A 23,399-nucleotide genomic window follows, 5' to 3' on the forward strand; every position below is an offset into this window, starting at 1 on the left:
ATACCGCGCGCACAGCCGACGCACCGACGGCCCACCGCGCACGCCCAGCGGGCGGTGGGCCGTCCGGCGCACGCGCCCAGGCGTCGCTCAGCCCTCGCGCAGCGCCTCCAGGCGCGCCGCGAGCGCCGCGTCGACCAGCCCCGCGTCGACCTCCACGACCTTGTCCCGGCTCGTGGCCCCCGCGACGAGGCTCACGTGCCGGCGGCGCAGGCCCAGGGCGTCGGCGACCGCCGCGAGCGCGGCCTCGGTCGCGGCACCGTCGACGGCCCGCGCCTGCACCGCCACGACGAGCCGGTCGCCGTGCAGGCCGCCGACGCGCGTGCGCGACGCGCCGGGACGCACCCGGACGGCGACCCTCACGGCCGACGGGCCGGGCCGTGCGCCGCGCGGGTCACGAGCCGACCAGGCCGAGCGCCCGGACGGCCTCGCGCTCCTCGACCAGCTCGGCCACCGACGCGTCGACCCGCTCGCGCGAGAACGCGTCGAGCTCCAGGCCCGGCACGATCGTGTACGCGCCGCCCGACGCCGTCACGGGGAACGACGACACCAGACCCTCGGGCACGCCGTACGAGCCGTCCGAGACGACCGCGGCCGAGGTCCAGTCCCCCGCCGGGGTGCCGTCCACCCACGTGCGGACGTGGTCGATGGCCGCGTTCGCCGCCGACGCGGCCGACGAGGCGCCCCGCGCCTCGATGATCGCCGCCCCCCGCTTCGCGACCGTCGGGATGAACGTGCCGCGCACCCACGCCTCGTCGTCGACCACGTCGAGCGCCGGACGTCCGCCGATCGTCGCGTGCGTCAGGTCCGGGTACTGGGTGGCGGAGTGGTTGCCCCAGATGGCCAGGCGGGCGATGTCGTCGACCGCCGCACCGGTGCGCTGCCGCAGCTGGGCCACGGCCCGGTTGTGGTCGAGGCGCGTCATGGCCGTGAAGCGGTCCTTCGGCACGTCGGGGGCGTGCGCCGCCGCGATGTACGCGTTGGTGTTGGCGGGGTTGCCGACGACCAGCACGCGCACGTCCGACGAGGCACCGGCGTTGATCGCGGCACCCTGCGGGCCGAAGATGCCGCCGTTCGCGCTCAGCAGGTCACCGCGCTCCATGCCCTTCGTGCGCGGCCGCGCACCCACGAGGAGCGCCACGTCGACCCCGTCGAACGCCGCCGTCGCGTCCGACGTGACGTCGACGCCGTCGAGCAGCGGGAACGCGCAGTCGTCGATCTCCATGGCCACGCCCGCCGCGGCCGGGACGGCCGCCGGGATCTCCAGCAGGCGCAGGCGCACCGGGCGGTCCGGGCCGAGCAGCTGCCCCGAGGCGATCCGGAAGGCGAGGGCGTAGCCGATCTGGCCGGCTCCGCCGGTGACGGTGACGACGGCAGGGGTGACGGACACGGGGCGGTCTCCTTCGGTCGGCCCGGCGACCCGCGACGCGGGTCACGCGTACACCGCGAACCTACCCCCCGACCGGACGACCGCGCTGCTCAGACCCGCATCCCCGCGACGAGCCGGTCGACGTGGTGGACGATCTCCGTCGCCCCGGCGGCCGCCGCCGCGAGGTCTTCGCGCACCTGAGCCACGACGGCGACCTGCGAGCGTGCTGCCGCCTCGATCTCGTCCTGGATGGCAGCGATCCGGTCGACCGCCGACGTGGTCTCGTCGAAGGCCTCGGCCACCTGGGCCGATCCCTGCTGCACCGCACGGACGGCGGACTCGATCGTGCCGGCCGAGTGCGCGGTGCTGGCCGCCAGCTCCTTGACCTCTCCGCTGACCACCGCGAACCCGCGCCCGGCCTCGCCGGCACGTGCCGCCTCGATGGTCGCGTTCAGGGCGAGCATGTTGGTCTGGGCGGCGACGGCGCTGACCGAGCCGATGACCTCGGCGATGCGCCCCGCCGACGCGTCGAGCGCGCTCATGTGCTCGCGGGAGCGGCTGGAGACCTGGCGCCCGCGGTCCGCGGCCTCGGCGGCGTCCTGCGCCCGTCGGGCCACGTCCTGCGCCGCCGCGGTCAGGGAGTCGGCCCTCTGCTCGGCCGTGACCACCTGCTCCGCCGCGGTGCGCGCGACCTGCGCGATCTCGTCGGCCTGCGCGGTGAGCGAGGCGAGCAGGGTGTCGAGCCGTCGTGCGCGCTCCTCCTCCACGACGGCGGCCTCCTGCTGCGCCTGCGCCGTGGCCAGGACCGCCTCCTCGCGGGCGGCGCCCGCCGCGAGGACGGCGTCGTTGACCTCCCGCTCGGTCTGCTCGGCGAAGTGCCACAGGACGAGGATCCCGACGACCTCGACCACGACGAACGCAGCATGCAGGGCCACGAGCCCGACGAGCGCCGCACCCGGCAGGTCGGCACCGTGGTGGGACGCCATCTCCCCGAACACCGCGTGCGGCGCGAGGAGACCGAGGACGCCGTGGTGGACGACCACCGCCACCACCGCCCACAGCAGCGCGGACCACTGCTGGTAGAGCGCGACGAACACCAGGGCGACGAACAGGTGGAAGTGGGCGTCGACACGGCCGCCCGCGACGTGGATGGCGAGGTACGAGCACCCCATGAGCGCGACGCTCGTCAGCGCCGCCCGCGTGCCCGGCCGCGGGAGGGTGCGACCCAGCACGGCGAGGACGGCGATGAGCGCGGCAGCGGCGAGGACGTGCAGGAACGGCTCGTCCGACAGCACACCCAGCACCAGCAGGCCGACGAGGTTGAGCCACACGACACCCTGGACGACGCGGTGCCGGGCGGCGAACGACGCGGGTGTGAGCGTGGCTCCCCGAGGCAGCCGGATCCCGGCCGGGATGTCCCCGGACCGCGCGCGGAGTGTGCCCGGTGCGGGCGAGGTGACGGTCATCGGGGCCTCCTGGGGTGCACGAACCCCCATCGGCAGCCCGCCGCCCGGGTCCACCCGACCGGACGGGTGAACCCGGACCGGCATCGACGCCGCAGGGGCACCACCGCGAACGGTGGCGCCCCTGCGCCCCGGCGTGGTGGTCAGCCCAGGCGGGCGGCCAGGTTCTCGTCGAGCGCGGCGAGGAACTCCTCGGTCGTCAGCCACGGCTGGTCCGGGCCCACGAGGACGGCGAGGTCCTTGGTCATCTTGCCGCTCTCGACCGTCCGGACGACGACGTCCTCGAGCGTCTGCGCGAACTGCGTCACCTCGGGCGTGCCGTCCAGCTTCCCGCGGTGCTTGAGGCCGCCGGTCCACGCGAAGATCGACGCGATCGGGTTCGTCGACGTCGGGCGGCCCTGCTGGTGCTGGCGGTAGTGGCGCGTGACGGTGCCGTGCGCGGCCTCGGCCTCGACGGTCTGGCCGTCGGGGGTCATGAGGACCGACGTCATCAGGCCGAGCGAGCCGAAGCCCTGCGCCACGGTGTCGGACTGGACGTCGCCGTCGTAGTTCTTGCACGCCCAGACGTAGCCGCCCTCCCACTTCATCGCGGAGGCCACCATGTCGTCGATGAGGCGGTGCTCGTACGTGAGGCCCGCGGCGTCGAACTGCGCCTTGAACTCGGTGTCGAACACCTCCTGGAAGATGTCCTTGAAGGCACCGTCGTAGGCCTTGAGGATCGTGTTCTTCGTCGACAGGTACACCGGGTACCCGCGCTGCAGGCCGTACGCGAACGAGGCGCGCGCGAAGTCGCGGATCGACTCGTTGAAGTTGTACATGCCCATCGCGACGCCGCCGCCCTCGGGCATCGTCACGACCTCGAACCGCTGGGGCTCCGAGCCGTCGGCCGGCTCGAACGTCATCGTGACCTTGCCGGCGCCGGGCACCTTGAAGTTCGTCGACTTGTACTGGTCGCCGTGCGCGTGGCGCCCGATGATGATCGGCTTGTTCCACCCCGGCACCAGGCGCGGGATGTTGCTGATGATGATCGGCTCGCGGAAGACGACGCCGCCGAGGATGTTGCGGATCGTGCCGTTCGGCGAGACCCACATCTTCTTCAGGCCGAACTCCTCGACGCGGGCCTCGTCCGGCGTGATCGTGGCGCACTTGACGCCGACGCCGTGCTCCTTGATCGCGTGGGCCGCGTCGATCGTGACCTGGTCGTCCGTCGCGTCGCGGTTCTGGATCGACAGGTCGTAGTACCGCAGGTCGATGTCGAGGTACGGGTGGATCAGGCGTTCCTTGATGAACTGCCAGATGATGCGCGTCATCTCGTCGCCGTCGAGCTCGACGACGGGGCCGACGACCTTGATCTTCGCCATGCGGGAGCCTGCCTCCTGTGCCGTGGGTGTCCGGGCCAGGTTACTCGACGTCGAGAGACCTGGGGCCGGGGCCGCCGGTGCCGCGTGGTCGTGCGCGCGCCGCGGGGTCGTGGCGCCGACGGGCTGTCCTGCACAGCCTGGCCTGGCATGCTGGCCCACGCACGCGCACGGACGTGTCCGCGGCGACCTCCCCCAGCGCCCGGGACGCCCGTCGCACCGACCCTTCCGACCTGACAGGACCCCCATGTCCCAGCAGAAGCCCGAGAACGCCGACGCGACGCCGACCGACGCCGCACCCACGACGCCCGAGACCACGCCCTCCGCGTCCGCGACGCCCGACGTCACGGCGCCCGAGGTCACGGCGCCCGAGGTCACGGCACCCGAGGCCGACGCCGCCCCGGCGTCCGCCGCGGCACCCGCCGCCGAGGTCCCCGCCGCCGAGGTCCCCGCCGCCGAGGTCCCCGCCGCCGACGCCCCGTCCGCCGCGACGCCCGCCCCCGACGCAGCGCCCGCCGCCCCGCAGGCGCCCGCCCCGGCCGTCGTCGTCGAGGAGGTCGCCGTCGTCGAGGAGGTCGTCGTCACGACCGCCACGACCGACGGGCCCGGCCTGCTCGCCCGCCTGGGCGCCGAGGCCTTCGGCACGTTCCTCGTGGTGCTCGCCGGCGTGGGGATCTGGCTCTACTCGGGCTTCAGCGGCACCCAGACGACCCTGACGGTCGCGCTCGGCTTCGGCGTCGCGACGCTCGCCGCGGTCGCCACGCTCGGGCACGTCTCGGGCGGGCACGTGAACCCCGCGGTGACCCTCGGCGCCGTGCTCGCGGGCCGCACCCGGGCCCGCGACCTGCTGCCCTACTGGCTCGCCCAGGTCGCCGGCGGCGCGCTCGCCGCGGCCGTCCTGTTCCTCACGGTGCCGACCGCGCTGCCCGCGCTGCTCAGCCAGACCGGTGAGGGCTCCGTCCGGTCGTTCTTCGCCGCCACGGCCAACGGCTTCGCCGAGAACTCCCCGCTGTCGCGGCTGTCGACCGGGTCCGCCGAGTTCGGCCTGGTGCCGGCGCTGCTCGTCGAGGTCGTGCTCACGGCCGTGCTCGTCGGCGTCGTGCTCGCCGCGACCGACCGCCGCACGCCCCGCGGGCACGCCCCGTACGCCATCGGCCTCACCTACGCCGTGCTCCTGCTCGTGGCGCTGCCCGTCACGAACGCCGGCCTGAACCCCGCGCGCTCGACGGCCGTCGCGATCTTCTCCGAGGGCTGGGCCCTGGAGCAGCTGTGGCTCTTCTGGGTCGCGCCGCTGGTCGGCGCCGCCGTCGCCGCCCTGGTGTACCGGGCGTTCGCGAGCGAGCCGCTGGAGATCGACGAGCTCGACGAGGACGACGACCTCGAGGACGCCGTCGCACGCTGACGGCTCCCGCCGGGACGACCGGCGGCCGCAGGGCCCGGGTGCACCGCACCCGGGCCCTGCGCGCGTCAGGGGCGCACGTCAGGGGCGCACGTCAGGGGAAGGTCGGGTACGGGCCCCAGGCGGGCACGATCCAGGTCAGCCCGAGCAGCACCACCGCGAACCCGGTGAGCGTGACCAGGTCGAGCCAGCGCGCGCGGGGGCTGAACGCCACCGGGCCGGGCGGCGGCGAGACGGCCCGCAGCACCGCCCCGGCCAGGAGCACGAGCGCGAGGGCGACCGGTCCGAGACGGGGGCTCCACAGCACGGACAGCGCGGCCGACGCGGCGACGCCGGCGCTCGACCACCACAGCGACGCGTTGCGCCCGGCCTGCAGCGACGCCCGGGCGATCGCGCGCGGGTCGAGCGGCGCCTCCTCGTCGGGGACGTCCTCCGGGGCCGGGACGGGGTCCGGCGCCGGCTCGTCCTCCGGGGCGGGGTGCGGCGGCCGGGGGTCCCGCTGCGTCGTCATGCGCGCGTGTGCCTTCTGTCTGCCGGGAGGGGCGTGGTCCGCCGCAGAGACTACCGCCGCGGGCCGGCCCCGGGGCCTGGCCCGCACCCCCGGTCCCGCGGGATAGCGTGACGTGCGTGACCACCCCGCCGGACGTCCTCGTCGTCGGCGCCGGGCTCGCCGCCACCCGCACCGTCGCCGCCCTGCGCGAGCACGGGTACGACGGCCACGTGCGGGTCCTCGGCGCGGAGGGCCTCGCGCCCTACGACCGGCCGCCGCTGTCCAAGCACCTGCTCGACCGCACCGGTCCGGCCTGGCTCGCCGACGAGATCGACGCCGACCTGACCGCGCTGGCCGACGACGTGCGGCTCGCCGAGCCCGCGCGCGCCCTGCGGCCCGCGCCCGGCGGCGCGACCGTCGTCACCGACGGCGCGGAGCACTCCGCCGCCTGCGTCGTCCTCGCCACCGGCGCGGCCGCGGTCCGGCCCGCCGGGTGGGAGGCCCGCACCCTGCACACCGCGCATGACGCGGCCGGCCTGCGGGCGCTCCTCGGGTCGGGGCCGCGGCGCCTCGTCCTCGTGGGGGCGGGCTGGATCGGGGCCGAGGTCGCGGGCGTCGCGGCCGCGGCGGGCCACGACGTGAGCGTCGTCGAGGCGGCCGACGCCCCGCTGGCCGGGCCGCTGGGGGTCGAGGTCGGCGGGCTGACCCGCCCCTGGTACGCCGCCGCAGGGGTCCGCCTGCTCACGGGCGCACCCGTGGCGGACGTGCGGCCCGACGCCGTGACGCTCGCGGACGGGCGCGTGCTCCCCGCCGACGTGGTGCTCGCGGCCGTCGGCGCCCGGCCGGCGACCGCGTGGCTGGGTGACGCGCTGCCCCTGCACCAGGGGCGGCTGCGCGTCGACGACGGGTACCGGGTGCTCGGTCCCGGCGGTCCGCTGCCGGGCCTCCTCGCGGTGGGCGACGTCGCGGTGCGCCGGTCGGCCCGGTACGGGTGGGTGCCGGGCGGGCACTGGGACGCGGCGCTGCGCGGGCCCGACGTGCTCGTGCGCCACCTGCTCGGGGTGCCGACCGACCCCGCGACGGGCGACGACCTGGTGCCCTACGTGTTCTCCACGCAGCTCGGCCACGACCTGGCCCTGCTCGGCCTGCCGTCCCCGGGCGACGAGCCGACGGTGCTGCGCGACCCGGGCGGCGCGGGCTTCTCGGTGCTGTGGTCGCGGCCCGACGGGACGACGACCGCCGCGCTCGCCGCCGACAGGCCCCGCGACGTCGGGGCCGCACGACGGCTGCTGGCCCCTCCCGCGCTGCCGCGGATCGACCCCGGGGACGCGACGAGCCTGGCCGCGCTGCGCCGCCGCTGAGGATCCCCGCCGGCGCACCACCCCTCGGTGCCGCCGCGCGGACGGCACCGAGGGGTCGGCGTCAGTGCGCGAAGTGGCGCGTGCCGGTCAGGTACAGCGTGACGCCGGCGGCCCGCGCCGCGGCGACGACCTCCTCGTCCCGGACGGACCCGCCAGGCTGCACGACGGCCCGGACCCCGGCGTCGAGGAGCACCTGGAGGCCGTCGGCGAACGGGAAGAACGCGTCGGACGCGGCGACGGCGCCCCGGGCCCGCTCGGCGCCGCCGGCGTTCGCCCGCTCGACGGCCAGGCGGCACGAGTCGACACGGTTGACCTGGCCCATGCCCACGCCGACGGACGCGCCGTCCTGGGCGAGCAGGATCGCGTTGGACTTCACCGCGCGCACGGCCCGCCAGGCGAACGCGAGGTCGGCGAGCGTCGCGTCGTCCGCCGGGGTGCCGGTCGCGAGCGTCCACGTCGTCGGGTCGTCGCCGGGCGCGTCGACGCGGTCCACCGCCTGCAGCAGCAGGCCGCCGGACACCGGGCGCATCTCGACCGCACCCGCGGGCGGGGCGTCCACGACGAGCAGGCGCACGTTCTTCTTCTGCTGCAGCACCGTCAGCGCGTCGTCGTCGAACCCGGGCGCCACGACGACCTCGGTGAAGACGGCCGCGATCTGCTCGGCGGCGGCGCGGGTGACCACGCGGTTCGCGGCGATGACGCCGCCGAACGCGGAGACGGGGTCGCACGCGTGGGCCTTGGCGTGCGCGTCGGCGACGTCGGTGCCCACGGCGATCCCGCACGGGTTGGCGTGCTTGACGATCGCGACCGTCGGGCCGTCCTGGTCGTGCGCCGCCCGCCAGGCCGCGTCGGCGTCGACGTAGTTGTTGTAGCTCATGGCCTTGCCGTGCAGCTGCGTGGCCTGCGCCAGACCGGCGGGGCCGTGCCCGGAGGTGTAGAGCGCGGCACGCTGGTGGGGGTTCTCGCCGTAGCGCAGCACGTCGGCCCGCTCCCAGGTCGCGCCGACCCAGGCGGGGAAGCCGGTGCTGACGCCGTCGACCTCGTCGGTCGTCGTGGCGACCGAGCCCATCCACGAGGCGACGGCCACGTCGTACGTCGCGGTGTGCACGAACGCCTGGGCGGCCAGCCGCGTCCGCTCGGCGAGCGTGAAGCCGCCGGCCGCGACGGCCGCGACGACCTGGTCGTACCGGGCCGGGTCGACCACGACGGCGACGCTCGGGTGGTTCTTGGCGGCGGCCCGCACCATCGACGGCCCGCCGATGTCGATCTGCTCGACGCACGCGTCGACGTCGGCGCCCGACGCGACGGTCTGCGTGAAGGGGTAGAGGTTGACCACGACGAGCTCGAACGCGGCGACGCCGAGCTCGTCGAGCTGGGCCAGGTGCTCGGGGCGGCGGGTGTCGGCGAGGATCCCGGCGTGCACGCGCGGGTGCAGCGTCTTGACCCGCCCGTCGAGGCACTCGGGGAACCCGGTGAGGTCCTCCACGCGCGTGACGGGCACGCCGGCGGCGGCGACGGTCGCGGCGGTCGACCCGGTCGAGACGAGCTCGACGCCGGCCGCGTGCAGGGCGGTCGCGAGCTCGACGAGCCCGGTCTTGTCGTAGACGGACAGCAGGGCGCGGCGCAGGGGGCGGCGGGTGGCGTCGGCGGTGGGCGCGTCGGACATGGCATCTCCCGGGGGAAGCGTCGGTCGGGGACCCGCGCACCCAGGCGGGCGGTGCACGGTGGACCGGCTGCGGCCGCTCCCCGGTGGTTGCCTCCACCCGCGCCAGTCACGACCGCGTCAGAGTCTAGCGGGGACGCGTCCGGCAGACCCTGCGGCAGGCGGACAGGCGTCCGGTGCCGCCGTCCAGGTGAAGTCCGGCCGCGCACGTTGTGCCCGGTTCGTCCCGCGGGCACCATCGGTACCGGGCCGCCCAGGGTCGGGCGTCCAGACCTGGGGGGAACCATGTCCGCGATCGCCACGGCACTGCTCGCGACCACGCTCGCCGTCTCGGGCGCGGTCCCGCTGGCCGCCCCGCCGGGCGGCGACGCGGCTGCGACGCACCAGCCGGGCGGGCTGGTCGACCTCGGGATCGACGAGTGCGCGTGGGACGTCAACGACCGGGGGACCGTCCTGACGACGACGCACCTCGTGCGCGGCGGGCGCGTCCTGCCGCTGCCCGGCGGGCTGACCAGCGCGCGGTTCGTCAACGACCGCGGCCAGGTGGCCGGCGAGGTCGACGGCCGGGCCGCCTTCTGGGACGGCAGCCGGCTGTGGATGGTGGGGGCCCTGAGCCCGGACCACACGCTCGTCTACGTCACGGGGCTGAGCGAGCGTGGCGAGCTGGTCGGCACGTCGGGCGCGTGGGGCGGGGAGCCCGCCGCGTTCCGCTGGCGGCACGGGGTCATGACGGCGCTGGAGGGCCTCGGCGGGCGGACGGACGCGAACGACGTCAACGACCGCGGGCAGGTCGTGGGCGCCGCGTGGGTGGGCGACACCCAGCACGCCGTGCGGTGGGAGGCCGACGGCCGCCTGGTGCGGCTGGCGGGCCTCGGCGACGGGTCGGGCTCGAGCCTGGCCACCGCGGTCGACGACCGGGGCCGGGCCGCGGGCTACAGCTACCTGTCGGCCGGCTCGGGCGACGTCCGGCCGGTGCGGTGGTCGGCGTCCGGCGCCGTGGCGGAGGTCGGGCCGCAGGGCGGGGCGCTCGGTGTCGTCGCCGACCTCAGCGACCGGGGGCGCGTGATCGGGTGGGTGGCCCCGCCGGGGCAGGCCCAGCAGGCCTTCGCGCAGGACGCCGGGGGTCCGGTGCGGTTCGTCGACCCGGCGGCGGGCGAGGTGACGCTCATGGCGGTCAACGACGCGGGGCACGCGGTCGGCTGCCTGTTCACGGACGACGGCGAGCGCGCGGTGCTCTGGCGCTGAGCGTCCCGTCCGGCCTGCCGCCGCGCCCGCGGGCTCGGGCTCGGCGCGCGGGTCGCGTCGGCGGGGTCGGTGTCAGCGCGCCGGCGCGTCCCACGCGTCCGCCAGGTCGACGTGCAGCCCGACGCCGGCCGCGGCGGTCGCGACGGTGACGTCGAAGGCCCGGGCGGGGTCCTGCGCGACGCCCCGCAGGTGGCTGAAGAGCTCGGCGGTCAGGGCTCCGAGAAGGCTGCTGAAGAGCGTGATCGACCGCACCACGTCACGCCGACGGTCCTCGGCGTCACCGTCGGCGCCGGGCCGGGCGGCGAGGTCCGCGCCGTGGGCGGCCGCGAACGCGTACACGTCGTCGGTGACGAGCCCGTCGGTGGCGAACGTCGGCCCGGCCGGGCGGAGCGACCCGTCGGCGCGCGCGGCGGCGAGCAGCCCGCTGACGACGGCCCACACGCGCGTGGCGGGCACGACCGTGTCCGCCGGGGCGGCGTAGCCGCGCACCGGCGTGCCGTAGATGAGCTCGAAGCCGCGCGGGTCGGCCAGCGCCCAGCGGCGCACGGCGCGGGCCACCTCGAGCCAGGCGCGGGCGGGTGCGTGGCCGGCCGCGTCGGCGGCGCTCGCCGCCCGTTCGCAGACGGCGCCCACGGCGTCGTAGGACTCGACGACGAGCAGGGTCAGCAGCGCGTCGCGCGAGGGGACGTACCGGTACACGGCCGAGGAGGCGAGCCCGAGGTCGCGCGCGACGGCGCGCAGCGAGAGCTCGGCGGCGCCGTCGGTGGCGAGGCGGGCGCGGGCGGCGGCGAGCAGGTCGCGCATGACCTCGGCCCGCGCGCGGTCCCGTGCCGAGACCCGCACCGCAGGCTTCGGGGCTGCAGGGGCGGCGGGAGCGGCGTGCGTGTCGGGCATGCCGACATCCTCACCGGCGAGAGCGGCGATCGCAAACGAGAGCACTGCTCTTGACAACCCGCCACCGCGCAGCAGAGCATTGCTCGCATCAGAGAGCAGTGCTCACGCTCGATCCCCCGGGAGAACCTCATGGCTCGTCACGTCGTCCTCGGCAAGGGCCCCATCGGCCGCACGCTCGCCCAGCACCTCGCCGCCGCGGGGCACGAGGTGCACGTCCTGTCCCGCTCCGGCGCACGCCCCGGCACGCCCGGGCGGACGGCGGCCCCGGGCGGGGGCACCGTGACCCACCACCGCGTCGACGGGACCGACGCCGACGCGCTGACGCGGCACTCCCGCGGCGCCGCAGCCCTGTACAACTGCGTCAACCCCGCCTACCACCGCTGGGTCAGCGACTGGCCCCCGGTCGCCGACGCCCTGCTCACGGCCGCCGAACGCACCGGTGCCGTGCTCGTCGTCGCCGGCAACCTCTACTCCTACGGCGCGGGCAACGAGCACATGCACGAGGACGACCCGCTGGCCACGCGCGAGACCAAGGGTCAGGTACGGGCGCGCATGTGGGCCGACGCGCTGGCCCGCCACGACGCCGGTGCGCTGCGCGCCGTCGAGGTGCGCGGGTCCGACTACCTCGGCCCCGGCGCCGAGGCCCACGCCCACGTCGGCCCCCGCATGCTCGCGCCGCTGCTCGCCGGGAAGGTTCTGCGCCCCGTCGGGTCCGCCGACCAGCCGCACACCTGGACCTACCTGCCCGACTTCGCGGCCGCGCTCGCCGCCGCCGCCGCGCTCCCCGCCGCCTGGGGCCGGCCCTGGCACGTGCCGTCCCCCGAGCCGCTCACGTACCGGCAGGTCGCCGAGCGCTTCGCCGCGGCCGCCGGGGCACCCGCACCGCGGGTGTCCCCCGTCCCGCTCGCGCTCGTGCGCGCCCTCGGCGTCGCGCAGCCGATGATGCGCGAGGTGCACGCGGTCGGGTACCAGTTCACGGCGCCCTTCGTCGCGGACGACGCCGCGAGCCGCGCCGTGCTCGGCACGTCGTCGACGGACTGGGACGACGTGGTCGCGCAGACCCTGGCGGCCTACCGGCACGAGCAGCGGGCCGCCGCCTGACCCGACGGCACCCCGCCCGTGGTCGGCGCCCTGATGACGCCGACCACGGGCCCCGCGCGGGGACGCGGCTCAGCCGCCGCCGACCCGCACGTGCCGGCCGTCCACGCGCAGCCCCCCGCGGGCGACCGCCCCGACCGTCTCGACCAGCAGCGTCCGCTCGACCGCCTTGATCCGCTCGTGCAGGGAGTCCTCGTCGTCGTCGGGCTCCACCACCACCGGCGTCTGCGCGACGATCGGACCGGAGTCCACGCCGCCGTCGACGACGATCACCGAGCAGCCCGTGACCTTGACCCCGTACGCGAGGGCGTCGCGCACCCCGTGCGCCCCCGGGAACGCGGGCAGCAGCGCCGGGTGCGTGTTGACCGCCCGTCCGCCGAACCGCGCCAGGAACGCCTCCCCCACGAGCTTCATGAAGCCCGCCATCACCACGAGGTCCGGCGAGAACACCCCGACCGCCTCGGCCAGCGCACGGTCCCACGCCGCACGGTCCGGGAAGTCCGCGAGCGCGACCACGGCCGTCGGCACGCCGGCCGCACGGGCCCGGTCCAGGGCGGCGACGCCTGCGCGGTCGCTGACCACGCCCACGACGCGCGCGCCGTAGGCGGGGTCCTCGTGGGCGGCGAGGAGGGCCGCGAGGTTCGAGCCGGTGCCCGAGACGAGCACCACGAGGCGGCGGGCCGTGCTCGTCGCGGGGGTCGGCGGGGGCGGCGTGGGTCGGTCGTGGCTCACGCGACCGACCCTAGCCGCCGTGCCACGACGCCCGTCGCACGGCCCGGGCCTGCGAGACTGGGCAGATGGGCAACCCGTACGCGCCGCCGGAGCAGCCGGCGGCGCAGCAGCAGCACGCGCCGGGCCACGGCGCACCGCAGGACGTCGATCCCCGCCAGGCACCCGCCGGTGCGCCGGCCGGTCCCCCGCCCCCCGCGGACGGGCCGCCCGGCCCGGCGCCGCGGGAGCCCGACGCCGAGGGCGTCGTCCGCGCGCACCGGTGGGCGACGGGCGCCGCGGCGGCCCTGCTCGTCTCGGTGCTGACGATGTCGTCCCCGTACCCGTGGGCGCTGGGCGCCACCCCGTTCGCCGTGCTCGCGCTCGCGTGCGCGATCGTCGCCGTGGTCCACGCGGGGCGCTCGCGCGCGCGGGCGTCGGTGGTCGTGATGGCCACGGTGCTCGTGGTCGCGTCGCTGGGCTGGACGGCGGTCGCGGCCCAGTCGCTGCTGTTCACGCCGGCGCTGCGCGAGCACGCGCAGTGCCAGGAGCGTGCCCTCACGCAGCAGGCGCAGCGCACGTGCGACGCGGACCTGCGCCGCGACCTCGAGGAGCTCACACGCTCCCTGCTGCCGTCGGTCCCGCAGGGCTGACGGGCGCCGGGCCGGCGGCAGCAGGACCCGTCGGCGCAGCACCGGGGCCCGCGGCGCCGGGACGCAGCCGGGCCCGCACGGCCGCGCGCACGAACGGGTCGGTGGGCACGGCGACGACCAGGGCGCCGAGCGTGCACCCGGCCCCGGCGAGCAGCCCCACGAGCCACGCGGTCGCACCGACCTCCGCCATGCGCCCGGGACCCGCCGAGCCCGACGCGGCACCCACGAGGGCCCCGACGAGCAGCCCGGAGGTCGCGCCCAGCGCCATCAGCCGCAGCCAGACCCCGCGGGCCCGCCCGGGCGCCGGGACCCGGCGCAGCGCCAGGCCGGCGAGCGCCCCGACCGCGGGGAGCAGCGCGGGGGCCACGAGCAGGAGCCCGCCGGCGACGTGCGGCGACGGCAGCGCGCCCAGCAGCGGGATCGCCGGCAACGGGCCGGCGACCACCTCCGCCGGGGAGAACACGGTGCCGGCACCCACGGCGAACCCGGGGCCCGCGAGCCAGGCGACGCACCACAGGACGAGGTTGGGCAGGACCGCCAGCTCGGCGACCGCGAGGACGGCGCCGCCGACGGCGTCGAGCCCCAGCCCGTCGACCACGTCGCCGACCGTCGCACGGCCCGCGACGACCCACACGGTGGTCAGGACGGCACCGGCGGCGACGAGTGCCGCGGCGGCGAGCGCACCCGCTCGCGCGCCGGCGAGGACGTCCGGGCCGACGCGGGCGCGCACGGGGGCGAGCAGCGCGTCCGGCGTCGGCGCGCCCGGGCGACGCAGGAGTCCGGCGCCGAGGCCGACCGCCCCGACGACGAGGCCGCCGGCCAGCGCACGGAGCAGCTGCGCACCGCCGGCACCGGCGACGAGCCCCACGAGGACCGTGAGCAGCGCGTACGTGCCGACCGCCCCCGCCGTGCCGGAGCGGGACGGCACCCCCGAGCGCCGCGACGACGACCACGCCGTCCACAGCGCGAGCGCCGTCACCCCCAGCGGGACCACCGTGACCGTCGCCCCGCCGACGTCCAGCGGGACCCCGTGGCCGAGCAGCCACAGCCCGGCGGCGACCACCACGGCGCGCGTCCAGCCGACGTCCGCGTTGGACGGGTCGGCCGACGTCGCGACGAACGCCGCGACCGCGGGCAGCGCGAGAGCGGCCAGGGACAGCGTGACGGCCTGCAGCGCGGTCAGCGCACCCGTCGCCCATCGCGGTGCGCCGTCGACCGCGGAGTCGAAGAACGCGGGGCGGCGCTCGTCGGACAGCACGCGCCGGGTCGCGGTGCGGGGCACGGGACCTGTCGAGGGAGGCACGCCCCCATGGTCCCCGGTCACGGGCGCCCGCGGGGCCAGGTCGGGCGGCGCGTCGGTCCGGTGCGGTCCGGTGCGTGCAGCGGTCAGCCCGCGGAGGGCTCGAGGGACCGTCCCACGAGCCGGGCGTACGCCCCGTCGCGGGCGAGCAGCTCCTCGTGCGTGCCCTGCTCGACGACGCGGCCGCCGTCGAGGACGACCACGAGGTCCGCGGCGCGGACCGTCTCGAGCCGGTGCGCGACCTGCAGCACGGTGCGTCCCTCGCCGAGGGCGTCGAACGCGGCCTGCAGCGACGCCTGCGTGGCGGCGTCGAGCTGGCTCGTCGCCTCGTCGAGCACCACGACGGGGGCGTCACGGAGCACGGCCTGCGCCACGGCGACGCGCTGGCGCTGCCCGCCCGACAGCCGCGCCCCGCGCTCGCCGATCGGGGTGTCGTAGCCGCGGGGCAGCCCGGCCACGGCGTCGGTGAGCTGGGCGACCGCGCAGGCGGCGTCGAGGGCGGCGTCGTCGGCGTCCGGGCGGGCCAGCAGCAGGTTGCTGCGCAGCGTGCCGGCGAACAGGTGCGGGCGCTGCGGCACGAGCGCGACCTGGCGGCGCAGGTCGTCGAGCGTCAGGTCCCGCACGTCGACGCCGTCGAGGAGCACCGCACCGGCGTCGGGGTCGTGGTAGCGCAGCAGCAGGTGCGCGAGCGTCGACTTGCCGGCACCGGACGCGCCGACGAGCGCGACGGTCGACCCGGCGGGGACGTCGAGGTCGACGTCGACGACGGCGGGGGCAGGCACGGGCCCTGCGGTGCCGGCGTCCGTGCGCGGCGGGTAGGTGAAGGTCAGACCGGTGAACCGGACCGTGCGCCCGCCGGAGGCTGCGGGCAGCGTGACCGGTGCGGCCGGGTCGGAGGTCGCCGGCGGGGCGTCCGTGACCTCGAACACCCGACGCGCGGACGCGAACGCCTGGTCGAGGTCGGCGACGACCTCCTCGACGGCGAGCACGGCCGGCGTCGTGGCCAGCACGACCGCGACCGCGACGACGAGGGCGCCCCAGGTGACGGTCCCGGCCACGACGAGGGGCGCACCGGCGGCGAGGACCGCCAGGAGCACGCCCGGCACGAGCACGCCGGCGACCGCGCGGCGGGCGGCGACCTGCCGCGCCGACGTGCGCTGGGCCGCGTCGACGTCGGCACCCACGGCGTCGAGCCCGGCCAGCCGCCGCTCGCCCGCGTCGAACGCGAGGACCTCGCGGACGCCCTGCACGGTGTCCGTCACGTGCTGCGCGAGCTCCCCCTTGCCCGCGCGCAGCCGGGCGGCGGCGTCGGCGGTGCGCCGCCGGCCCCAGCGCGGCACGACGACCCCGGCCACGAGCCAGGCGACCAGCGCCGGCGCCGCGACGACCGGGTGCACGCCCACGGCCAGCACGACGAGCACGACGGCCGGGGTGAGCACGGCGGCGACGGCGGGGACCAGCGTGTGCGCGAAGAACACCTCGACGCGGTCGATGTCACGGGTCACGCGCGAGAGGAGGTCGCCCGTGCGGCGGCCCTCCACGGCCGCAGGGGCCTGGGGCTCGAGGCGTGTGAAGAAGTGCACGCGCAGGATCGCCAGCGCGGCGAACGCGACGGTGTGCCCGCTGAGCTGCTCGAGGTAGCGCAGCACGCCCTTGGCGAGCGCGAGGGCGACGAGGACCGCGACGGTGCGCCCCACCGGCACGGGCGGCCCCCCGGCGGCGGCGTCGACGGCCAGCACGACGCCGTGCACGGCGACCGCGAGGATCGCCACGGACGCGAGCTGGGCGAGGAGCCGGCACACGAGGGACGCGGCCAGCGGCGGCAGGACCGGCCGGGCCAGCCGCAGCAGCCGCCGGGCGTCGTCGGTGCGGGTCGTGCCGGCCGGTGCGGGCCGGGCCGGTGCGACCGGGCCGGCGGAGGCGGTGGCGGGTGCCGCGCTCACGCGGTCACCTCCTCACGGGTGGTGGGTGCCGCCGGGTCGCCCGGCTGGTCGTCCGGCCGGTCGTCCGGCTGGTCCGCCGCGACGCGGGCGTCCGCCGGGGCGCCGGCGGCCGCGGCGGGGCGCAGGAGCCCGTGCTCGAGGACGACCAGGCGCGCGCCCGGCGGCACGGCGGTCGTCCGGTGCGTGATCGTCAGGACGGTCCGTCCACGCGTGACGCGGCCGAGCGCCTCGACCACGAGCCGCTCGGACGCCAGGTCGATCTGGGCGGTGGGCTCGTCCAGCACGAGCAGCGGCGCGTCCCGCAGCACCGCGCGGGCGATGGCCAGGCGCTGGGCCTGCCCGCCGGACAACGACAGCCCGCGCTCCCCCACCGGCGTCGCCAGGCCGAGGGGCATCGCCCGGACGTCGGCGGCGAGCGCCGCGGTCTCGAGCGCGTCCCACAGGCGCTCGTCGGTGGCGTCGGGGTCGGCCAGGCGCAGGTTGTCCGCGAGCGTGCCGGTGAACAGGTAGGTCTGCTGGGCGACGACCGCGACGAGGCCGCGCGTGCGGTGCAGCGGCATCGCGTCGGTCGCGGCGCCACCGAGGCGGACCGTCCCGGCGGTCGGCAGCAGGACCCCGCCGAGGAGGTCGACGAGCGTCGACTTGCCGGATCCCGAGCGGCCGAGCAGGACGACGTGCTCCCCCGGCTCGATGCGCAGGTCGACGCCCCGCAGGACCTCCGTGCCGTCGGGGTAGGTGAGGCCGACCTGCGTGAGCTCGACCGCGATGCCGTCCGGCGTGCGCAGCGGTGCGGGGCCGCCGCCGGCGGGCGCCGGGTCGCGCACGAGCGCCTCCTGCGCGACGAACGCGTCGACCTCCCGCTGAGCGGCGCGCCCGCTGAGGCCGAGGTAGAAGAACTGCCCGATCCGGTCGAGCGGGTCGAGCAGCAGCGTGCCGAGCAGGACGAGCGCGACCCCCTCGCCGGGGGTCAGGACCCCGGCGGCGACCCGGGTCGTCGCGAGCCACGCCGCGAGCGCGACGAACCCGAGCCAGAACACGGAGTCGGCGACGAGGATGACGACCTGGTTGCCCGCGAGGAGCTTCATGACCGAGCGGCGCAGCTCCTCGGACGTCGCGGCGAGCCGGCGCGCACGCCGCTCGCCCGCACCGAGCAGGCGCAGGGTCGTCAGGCCCTGGATCGCGTCGAGGAAGGCACCCGCGGTGCGGCGTGCCGTCATCCGGTACTCGGTGGACGAGCCGCGGAACAGCCGCTGGAAGCCGCCGACCGCGAGCGGCACGAACGGCACCGCGAGGGCCAGCAGCCCCGCCGAGAGCGGGTCGAGCACGACCGCCACGAGCACGAGCACGACGACGGGCACGGTGACCGAGGCGAACGTCGGGGCGAGGAAGGTGCCGCGGTAGGTGCCCACCCGCTCGGCGGCGTCGGTCGCGGTGGACACGACGCGCCCGGTGCGCTCACGGGCGCCCTGGGCGGTGCCGAGCTCGAGGACCTGGGCGACGACGTCGTGCCGCACGGCGCGCTCCGTACGCGCGGCGTGGTCGCTGCTGCGCAGCACGGTCCAGGCGGACGCCAGCCCGGCGACGAGGGCCCCGGCGGCGCCGAGCGCCCAGGTGCCTGCACCGGTGGGGCGGCCGGCGAGGACGTCGTCGGCCACGCGTCCGACGACGAGGAAGGCGCACGCGAGGCCCAGCGACCCGAGCCACGAGACGAGCACGGTTCCGGCGAGCGTGGCGCGGTCACGAGCGACCGAGTTCATGAGGTAAACCTTACCTAAGTGCCGGCAGGGTGGAGAGCAGGACCAAGGTCGCACGTCCGGCGCCTGACCACCTCCCGGACGACCGCGGACCCGGCCGCTCGGGGCAGCCGGGTCCGCGGGGTGGAGCAGGGGCGGCGTGCCGCCCGGACGAGATCAGGCGGTGAGGAGCTCCCGCGCGAGGGCGGCGGTCTCGGACGGCGTCTTGCCGACCTTCACCCCGGCGGCCTCGAGGGCCTCCTTCTTGGCCTGGGCGGTGCCCGACGAGCCCGACACGATCGCGCCCGCGTGCCCCATCGTCTTGCCCTCGGGGGCGGTGAAGCCCGCGACGTACCCGACGACCGGCTTGGTGACGTGCTCGCGGATGTACGCCGCCGCACGCTCCTCGGCGTCGCCGCCGATCTCGCCGATCATCACGATGACCTCGGTCTCCGGGTCCGCCTCGAACGCGGCCAGCGCGTCGATGTGCGTCGTGCCGATGATCGGGTCGCCGCCGATGCCGATGGCCGTCGAGAACCCGAAGTCCCGCAGCTCGTACATCATCTGGTAGGTCAGCGTGCCGGACTTCGACACCAGGCCGACGCGGCCCGGGCCCGTGATGTCGGCGGGGATGATGCCGACGTTGGACTTGCCGGGGCTGATCAGGCCGGGGCAGTTCGGGCCGATGAGCCGCACGCCCTGCGCCTGCGCGTAGCTGAAGAACTCCGCCGTGTCGGCCACCGGGACACCCTCGGTGATGATCACGACGAGCGGCATGCCGGCGTCGACGGCCTCGACGACCGCGGCCTTGGTGAACGCGGGCGGGACGAAGACGACCGACACGTCGGCACCCGTCTTCTCCATCGCCTCGGCGACCGAGCCGAACACGGGCACGTCCACGGTCTCCTCGGGCGCGCCCGAGCCCGCGGGGAACGTCACGGACGTGCCGGCCTTGCGCGGGTTCACGCCGCCGACGACGTTCGTCCCGGACGCGAGCATCCGGGTGGTGTGCTTCTGGCCCTCCGCCCCGGTCATGCCCTGGACGATGACCTTGGACTCCTCGGTGAGGAAGATCGCCATGGTGGTCTCTGCTTCTCTCGTGTCGTCGGGTCGGTCAGCGGGCCGCGTGCGCGAGGGCGGCCGCCGTGTCGGCGCCGCCGTCCATCGTGTCGGCCAGCGTCACCAGCGGATGCGCGGCCTCGGCGAGGATGCGCCGGCCCTCCAGCACGTTGTTGCCGTCCAGCCGCACGACGAGCGGCTTGGACGCCTCGTCGCCGAGGATCTCCAGGGCCGCGACGATGCCGTTGGCCACCGCGTCGCACGCGGTGATGCCGCCGAAGACGTTGACCAGCACGGACTTGACCTGCGGGTCCGTGAGGATGATGTCGAGACCGGCGGCCATGACCTCGGCGGACGCGCCGCCGCCGATGTCGAGGAAGTTGGCCGGGCGGACGCCGCCGTGCGCCTCGCCGGCGTACGCGACCACGTCGAGCGTGCTCATGACGAGCCCCGCGCCGTTGCCGATGATGCCGACCTCGCCGTCGAGCTTGACGTAGTTGAGGTCCTTCTCCTTGGCGCGGGCCTCCAGCGGGTCCGCCGCCGCCGCGTCCTCGAGGGCCGCGTGGTCGGCGTGCCGGAAGCCCGCGTTCGCGTCGAGCGTGACCTTGCCGTCGAGAGCGACGACGTCGCCCTCCTCGGTCAGCACGAGCGGGTTGACCTCGACGAGCGTCGCGTCCTCCTCGCGGTAGACGTCCCACAGCTTCTGCAGCACCGCGGCGACCTTCGGGGCCAGCTCGGCCGGGAACCCGGCGGCGGCGACGATCTCGTCGGCCTTCGCCGCGTCGATGCCGGTCCGCGGGTCGACCGCGACGCGCGCGAGCGCCTCGGGGCGCTCGACGGCGAGCTGCTCGATCTCCATGCCGCCCTCGACCGAGCACATCGCCAGGTAGCGGCGCTCGGCGCGGTCCAGCAGGAGGGAGAAGTAGAACTCCTGGGCGATCCGGGCCCCCGCGGCGATCATCACGCGGTGCACGGTGTGGCCCTTGATGTCCATGCCGAGGATCTCGCCGGCCTTCTCGGCGGCCTCGTCGGCGGACCGGGCGATCTTCACGCCGCCGGCCTTGCCGCGCCCGCCGGTCTTCACCTGCGCCTTGACGACCACGACGCCGCCCTCGGCCGGCAGCAGCTGCTGCGCCGCGGCACGGGCCTCGTCGGGGGTCGTGGCGACGATGCCGCCCAGCACGGGTACGCCGTGCTTCTCGAACAGGTCACGTGCCTGGTACTCGAACAGGTCCACCTGGTCCGGTTTCCTCTCCTCGACCGCATGCTGCCGACGGCCCGGTGCGGCCGCGTCGCCGCGCACGATCGTATCCCCGGGACCGAGGTTCCTTGACATCGACAGAATGTGGCCCGGGTCACCCGTGAGCGCACGTCGGCTACCGTGCGCGCGTGACCAGCACCCGGGACGTCGTGCTCCGGCACGTCGCCGACCTCGTCCCCTCCCCCGTCGTCCTGGGCCGGCCGGTGCGCGTCGCGGTCGACGGGGTCGACGGCGCCGGCAAGACCACCCTCGCCGACGACCTGGCCGCCGTGCTGCGCGCCCGCGGCGCGTCCGTGGTCCGCGCCTCCGTCGACGGGTTCCACCACCCCCGCGCGGTGCGGCACCGCCGCGGACGCACCAGCCCCGAGGGCTTCTTCCACGACTCCTACGACCTCGACGCGCTCCGGGCGGTGCTCCTCGACCCGCTCGGCCCCGACCGCCCCGGGCCGCGCCGCGTGCGCACGGCGGTGCACGACCTCGCGACCGACGCGGACCCCGGGCTGCCCTGGCTGGACGTCGACGAGGACGCCGTGCTCGTCGCCGACGGGATCTTCCTGCAGCGCGACGAGCTCGTCGACGCGTGGGACCTGGCCGTGTGGGTCGACGCCCCGTTCGACGTGACCTTCGCACGGATGGCACGCCGCGACGGCTGCCCGCCCGACCCGGCCGACCCGGCCAACGCCCGCTACGTCGAGGGCCAGCAGCTGTACCTGCGGGCCTGCGACCCCGTCGGCCGCGCGGACGTCGTCGTCGACAACCGCGACCCCGCGGCGCCCCGGGTGCTGCGCGCCCCCGGGGACGTCACCGACGTCAGCCCTCGACCACGGGCACGTCGGTGAGGCGGAAGGGCGCACGCCCCGCCACCTGCAGCTGCTCCTGCGCGGCGTGGAAGCGCGGCGCGACGTCCACCGTGACCGTGTCCTCACCCGTGTCGGGCCAGACGACCGTGACCACGCGTCGCTCGCCCGCACCGATGCCGTTGACCACCCGGTCGCTCAGCGGCTCGCGGTCGTCGCCGTCGGCGCTCTCGAGGTAGTCGACGACGAAGGACCGGGTGCCGCCGGAGACCAGGGTCACGTTCGTCGGCGCGAACTGCAGCTGCGGGTCGAACGAGCCTCGGGCGTCCCAGGCCCCGCCCGACAGCGCACCCAGGGCAAGGTCCCCGGTGCCGGTGTTCGTCACCTCGAGCGCACCGACGAGGAACCGACCCGCACGCAGCACCTCGGGAAGCCGCACCTCGTAGGTGTCGTCGCCGTCGGTGATCTCGACCCCCGTGGCGCCGGTGGCCACCGGCCCCTCGGGCTCGGGCGGCTCGCCGTCGGCCACGACCGGCGCGGGGGGCTGGGCCACGGCGTGCTCAAGCACGATCTCCACCCGCCGGTTCACGGCACGCTCGGCCTCCCCGGTGCCGGCCACGACGGGATCGGACTCGCCCCGGCCCTCGACCTGCACGTCGAGACCGTCGAGGTCGACGAGCTCACCCAGGCGGGACGCGACCGTCCGGGCACGGCGCTGCGACAGGTCGTCGTTGTACGCGTCGTCGGCCTGGTCGTCCGTGTGGCCCACCACCGTCAGCGTGCCCGCGTCGTACCCGGCGAGCTGCTCCGCCGCCGCTGCCAGGGCGTCGTCGGCGTCGGGGCCGAGCGCGTCGGAGTCGAACGCGAACAGGACGTCCGAGGACACGGCGACCTCGACCTGCCCGGCCGTCTCGCGCGTGCGCACCTGGGCCTCGAGGACCTCCGTGTAGGACTCGAGCGTGTGCTGCGCGGGCGCGCCGACCTCGCCGTCGACGATCTCGGCGGGCGGCACGGTGAGCGTCCCGGCAGCCTCGGCCGGGACGACCGGGACGTCGCCGACCCAGCCGACCTGCGGGAGCAGCACGTCCACCGTCGACCCCTGCGGCACCGGGAACGCCGCGTGGACGACCTCCACGTCCGCGCCCGCGGCTTCCTGGGAGGCGTCCGTCGCCGGCCCGCCGGGGGTGCCGTTGCGGGTGGAGACGGGGGTGTCGTCGACGGTCCGCACGACGGGCGTGACGGTCCCGGCGTCGACGTCGACCAGCCGCACGCCGTTCGGCCCGGGTGAGCTGATGCTCTCGAAGACGTGCCACAGCGCCAGGCGGAGCGTCGGGGCCGGCGCGGTCGACGCGATGCGGAGCACCGCGGCGTCGTCGTGCACCGCCAGCGGCCCGACCTCGACCGTGACCGCCTGCCCGTCGACGACGGCCGTCACCTGCACGGGCGCGACGTCGGCGCCCGCGACGTCGCCGGGCGTCGTCGCCGCGGCCGACGCCGTCGGCGCGGGTGCGGGGTCGCCCGTGCACCCGACGAGCAGGGCACCCGCCGCCACGAGCACCGCACCGTGCCACCGTCGTCGGCTGCGCCGCATCCTGATCTCCTCCGCTC

The 23,399-nt window shown here is 76.6% G+C and carries 20 protein-coding genes and 1 riboswitch; of the genes, 6 read left to right on the forward strand and 14 right to left on the reverse strand.

Translation table 11 applies throughout. The features are described from left to right. Nucleotides 1-87: 87 nt before the first annotated feature. From BKA21_RS04765 to BKA21_RS04780, 4 genes are all read right to left on the reverse strand, one after another. Nucleotides 88-360 (reverse strand): DUF167 domain-containing protein, encoded by a 273-nt coding sequence (locus BKA21_RS04765; RefSeq protein WP_140460816.1) that lies wholly within the window; start codon nt 358-360, stop codon nt 88-90. Between the two features lie 31 nt (nt 361-391). Continuing rightward, nucleotides 392-1,387 (reverse strand): malate dehydrogenase, encoded by a 996-nt coding sequence (locus BKA21_RS04770; protein ID WP_140460817.1) that lies wholly within the window; start codon nt 1,385-1,387, stop codon nt 392-394. A gap of 89 nt (nt 1,388-1,476) precedes the next feature. Then, nucleotides 1,477-2,832 carry a methyl-accepting chemotaxis protein gene (locus tag BKA21_RS04775; RefSeq protein ID WP_140460818.1) on the reverse strand — a complete coding sequence of 452 codons (1,356 nt, stop codon included), beginning with the start codon at nt 2,830-2,832 and terminating at the stop codon, nt 1,477-1,479. A gap of 140 nt (nt 2,833-2,972) precedes the next feature. Beyond that, nucleotides 2,973-4,190 carry an NADP-dependent isocitrate dehydrogenase gene (locus tag BKA21_RS04780; RefSeq protein ID WP_140460819.1) on the reverse strand — a complete coding sequence of 406 codons (1,218 nt, stop codon included), beginning with the start codon at nt 4,188-4,190 and terminating at the stop codon, nt 2,973-2,975. Nucleotides 4,191-4,434: 244 nt separating this feature from the next. On the opposite strand from BKA21_RS04780, the gene BKA21_RS04785 reads away from it, so the two are divergent. Then, nucleotides 4,435-5,589, forward strand: coding sequence for an aquaporin (locus tag BKA21_RS04785; RefSeq protein WP_179625314.1), 1,155 nt, complete (start codon nt 4,435-4,437; stop codon nt 5,587-5,589). Nucleotides 5,590-5,680: 91 nt separating this feature from the next. Here the strand turns inward: BKA21_RS04785 and BKA21_RS04790 are convergent, their stop codons facing one another. Continuing rightward, nucleotides 5,681-6,097, reverse strand: coding sequence for a DUF3017 domain-containing protein (locus tag BKA21_RS04790; protein WP_140457218.1), 417 nt, complete (start codon nt 6,095-6,097; stop codon nt 5,681-5,683). Nucleotides 6,098-6,213: 116 nt separating this feature from the next. Here BKA21_RS04790 and BKA21_RS20105 point away from each other — a divergent pair, with 116 nt between their 5' ends. Next, a complete protein-coding gene (locus BKA21_RS20105) occupies nt 6,214-7,437 on the forward strand; it encodes an NAD(P)/FAD-dependent oxidoreductase (protein WP_140457219.1) in 1,224 nt (407 codons plus the stop codon). Between the two features lie 61 nt (nt 7,438-7,498). On the opposite strand, the gene purH is transcribed toward BKA21_RS20105, so the two are convergent. Further along, a complete protein-coding gene (gene purH, locus BKA21_RS04800; RefSeq protein ID WP_140457220.1) occupies nt 7,499-9,103 on the reverse strand; it encodes a bifunctional phosphoribosylaminoimidazolecarboxamide formyltransferase/IMP cyclohydrolase in 1,605 nt (534 codons plus the stop codon). A gap of 31 nt (nt 9,104-9,134) precedes the next feature. Beyond that, a riboswitch (ZMP/ZTP riboswitch) is annotated at nt 9,135-9,223 on the reverse strand. Between the two features lie 162 nt (nt 9,224-9,385). Here purH and BKA21_RS04805 point away from each other — a divergent pair. After that, nucleotides 9,386-10,345 carry a hypothetical protein gene (locus BKA21_RS04805; protein ID WP_140457221.1) on the forward strand — a complete coding sequence of 320 codons (960 nt, stop codon included), beginning with the start codon at nt 9,386-9,388 and terminating at the stop codon, nt 10,343-10,345. A 72-nt stretch (nt 10,346-10,417) separates the two neighbouring features. Here BKA21_RS04805 and BKA21_RS04810 read toward each other — a convergent pair whose 3' ends face one another. Continuing rightward, on the reverse strand, nt 10,418-11,239 hold the full coding sequence (locus BKA21_RS04810; RefSeq protein WP_140457222.1) for a TetR/AcrR family transcriptional regulator: 822 nt from the start codon (nt 11,237-11,239) through the stop codon (nt 10,418-10,420). 129 nt (nt 11,240-11,368) lie between these two features. Between BKA21_RS04810 and BKA21_RS04815 the strand changes: the two genes are divergently transcribed. Next, on the forward strand, nt 11,369-12,340 hold the full coding sequence (locus BKA21_RS04815) for an NAD-dependent epimerase/dehydratase family protein (protein ID WP_140457223.1): 972 nt from the start codon (nt 11,369-11,371) through the stop codon (nt 12,338-12,340). A gap of 69 nt (nt 12,341-12,409) precedes the next feature. Here the strand turns inward: BKA21_RS04815 and purN are convergent, their stop codons facing one another. After that, a complete protein-coding gene (purN, locus tag BKA21_RS04820) occupies nt 12,410-13,069 on the reverse strand; it encodes a phosphoribosylglycinamide formyltransferase (protein ID WP_140457224.1) in 660 nt (219 codons plus the stop codon). Nucleotides 13,070-13,134: 65 nt separating this feature from the next. Between purN and BKA21_RS04825 the strand changes: the two genes are divergently transcribed. Further along, nucleotides 13,135-13,698: a hypothetical protein gene (locus BKA21_RS04825; protein WP_140457225.1), complete on the forward strand. Its 564-nt coding sequence runs from the start codon at nt 13,135-13,137 to the stop codon at nt 13,696-13,698. On the opposite strand, the gene BKA21_RS04830 is transcribed toward BKA21_RS04825, so the two are convergent. The 5 genes from BKA21_RS04830 to sucC all read right to left on the reverse strand — a co-directional run bounded on the left by BKA21_RS04830 (nt 13,661) and on the right by sucC (nt 20,970). Beyond that, nucleotides 13,661-15,001, reverse strand: coding sequence for a cell division protein PerM (locus BKA21_RS04830; protein ID WP_179625315.1), 1,341 nt, complete (start codon nt 14,999-15,001; stop codon nt 13,661-13,663). The two genes, BKA21_RS04825 and BKA21_RS04830, sit on opposite strands and share 38 nt — an antisense overlap. An 83-nt stretch (nt 15,002-15,084) precedes the next feature. Beyond that, nucleotides 15,085-16,941, reverse strand: a complete 1,857-nt coding sequence (cydC, locus tag BKA21_RS04835) for a thiol reductant ABC exporter subunit CydC (protein WP_140457226.1) — start codon at nt 16,939-16,941, stop codon at nt 15,085-15,087. Continuing rightward, on the reverse strand, nt 16,938-18,698 hold the full coding sequence (locus BKA21_RS04840; protein WP_140457227.1) for an ATP-binding cassette domain-containing protein: 1,761 nt from the start codon (nt 18,696-18,698) through the stop codon (nt 16,938-16,940). Before BKA21_RS04840 ends, cydC begins: the two co-directional genes overlap by 4 nt. A gap of 153 nt (nt 18,699-18,851) precedes the next feature. Next, on the reverse strand, nt 18,852-19,754 hold the full coding sequence (gene sucD, locus BKA21_RS04845; RefSeq protein ID WP_140457228.1) for a succinate--CoA ligase subunit alpha: 903 nt from the start codon (nt 19,752-19,754) through the stop codon (nt 18,852-18,854). Nucleotides 19,755-19,788: 34 nt separating this feature from the next. Then, nucleotides 19,789-20,970 (reverse strand): ADP-forming succinate--CoA ligase subunit beta, encoded by a 1,182-nt coding sequence (gene sucC, locus BKA21_RS04850; protein WP_140457229.1) that lies wholly within the window; start codon nt 20,968-20,970, stop codon nt 19,789-19,791. A gap of 152 nt (nt 20,971-21,122) precedes the next feature. Between sucC and BKA21_RS04855 the strand changes: the two genes are divergently transcribed. Next, nucleotides 21,123-21,833: a nucleoside/nucleotide kinase family protein gene (locus BKA21_RS04855; RefSeq protein WP_140457230.1), complete on the forward strand. Its 711-nt coding sequence runs from the start codon at nt 21,123-21,125 to the stop codon at nt 21,831-21,833. Here the strand turns inward: BKA21_RS04855 and BKA21_RS04860 are convergent. Then, nucleotides 21,805-23,382, reverse strand: coding sequence for an OmpA family protein (locus BKA21_RS04860; RefSeq protein WP_170208895.1), 1,578 nt, complete (start codon nt 23,380-23,382; stop codon nt 21,805-21,807). The two genes, BKA21_RS04855 and BKA21_RS04860, sit on opposite strands and share 29 nt — an antisense overlap. Between the last annotated feature and the right edge of the window lie 17 nt (nt 23,383-23,399).

Source organism: Cellulomonas oligotrophica (genome assembly GCF_013409875.1).
Classification (GTDB): domain Bacteria; phylum Actinomycetota; class Actinomycetes; order Actinomycetales; family Cellulomonadaceae; genus Cellulomonas; species Cellulomonas oligotrophica.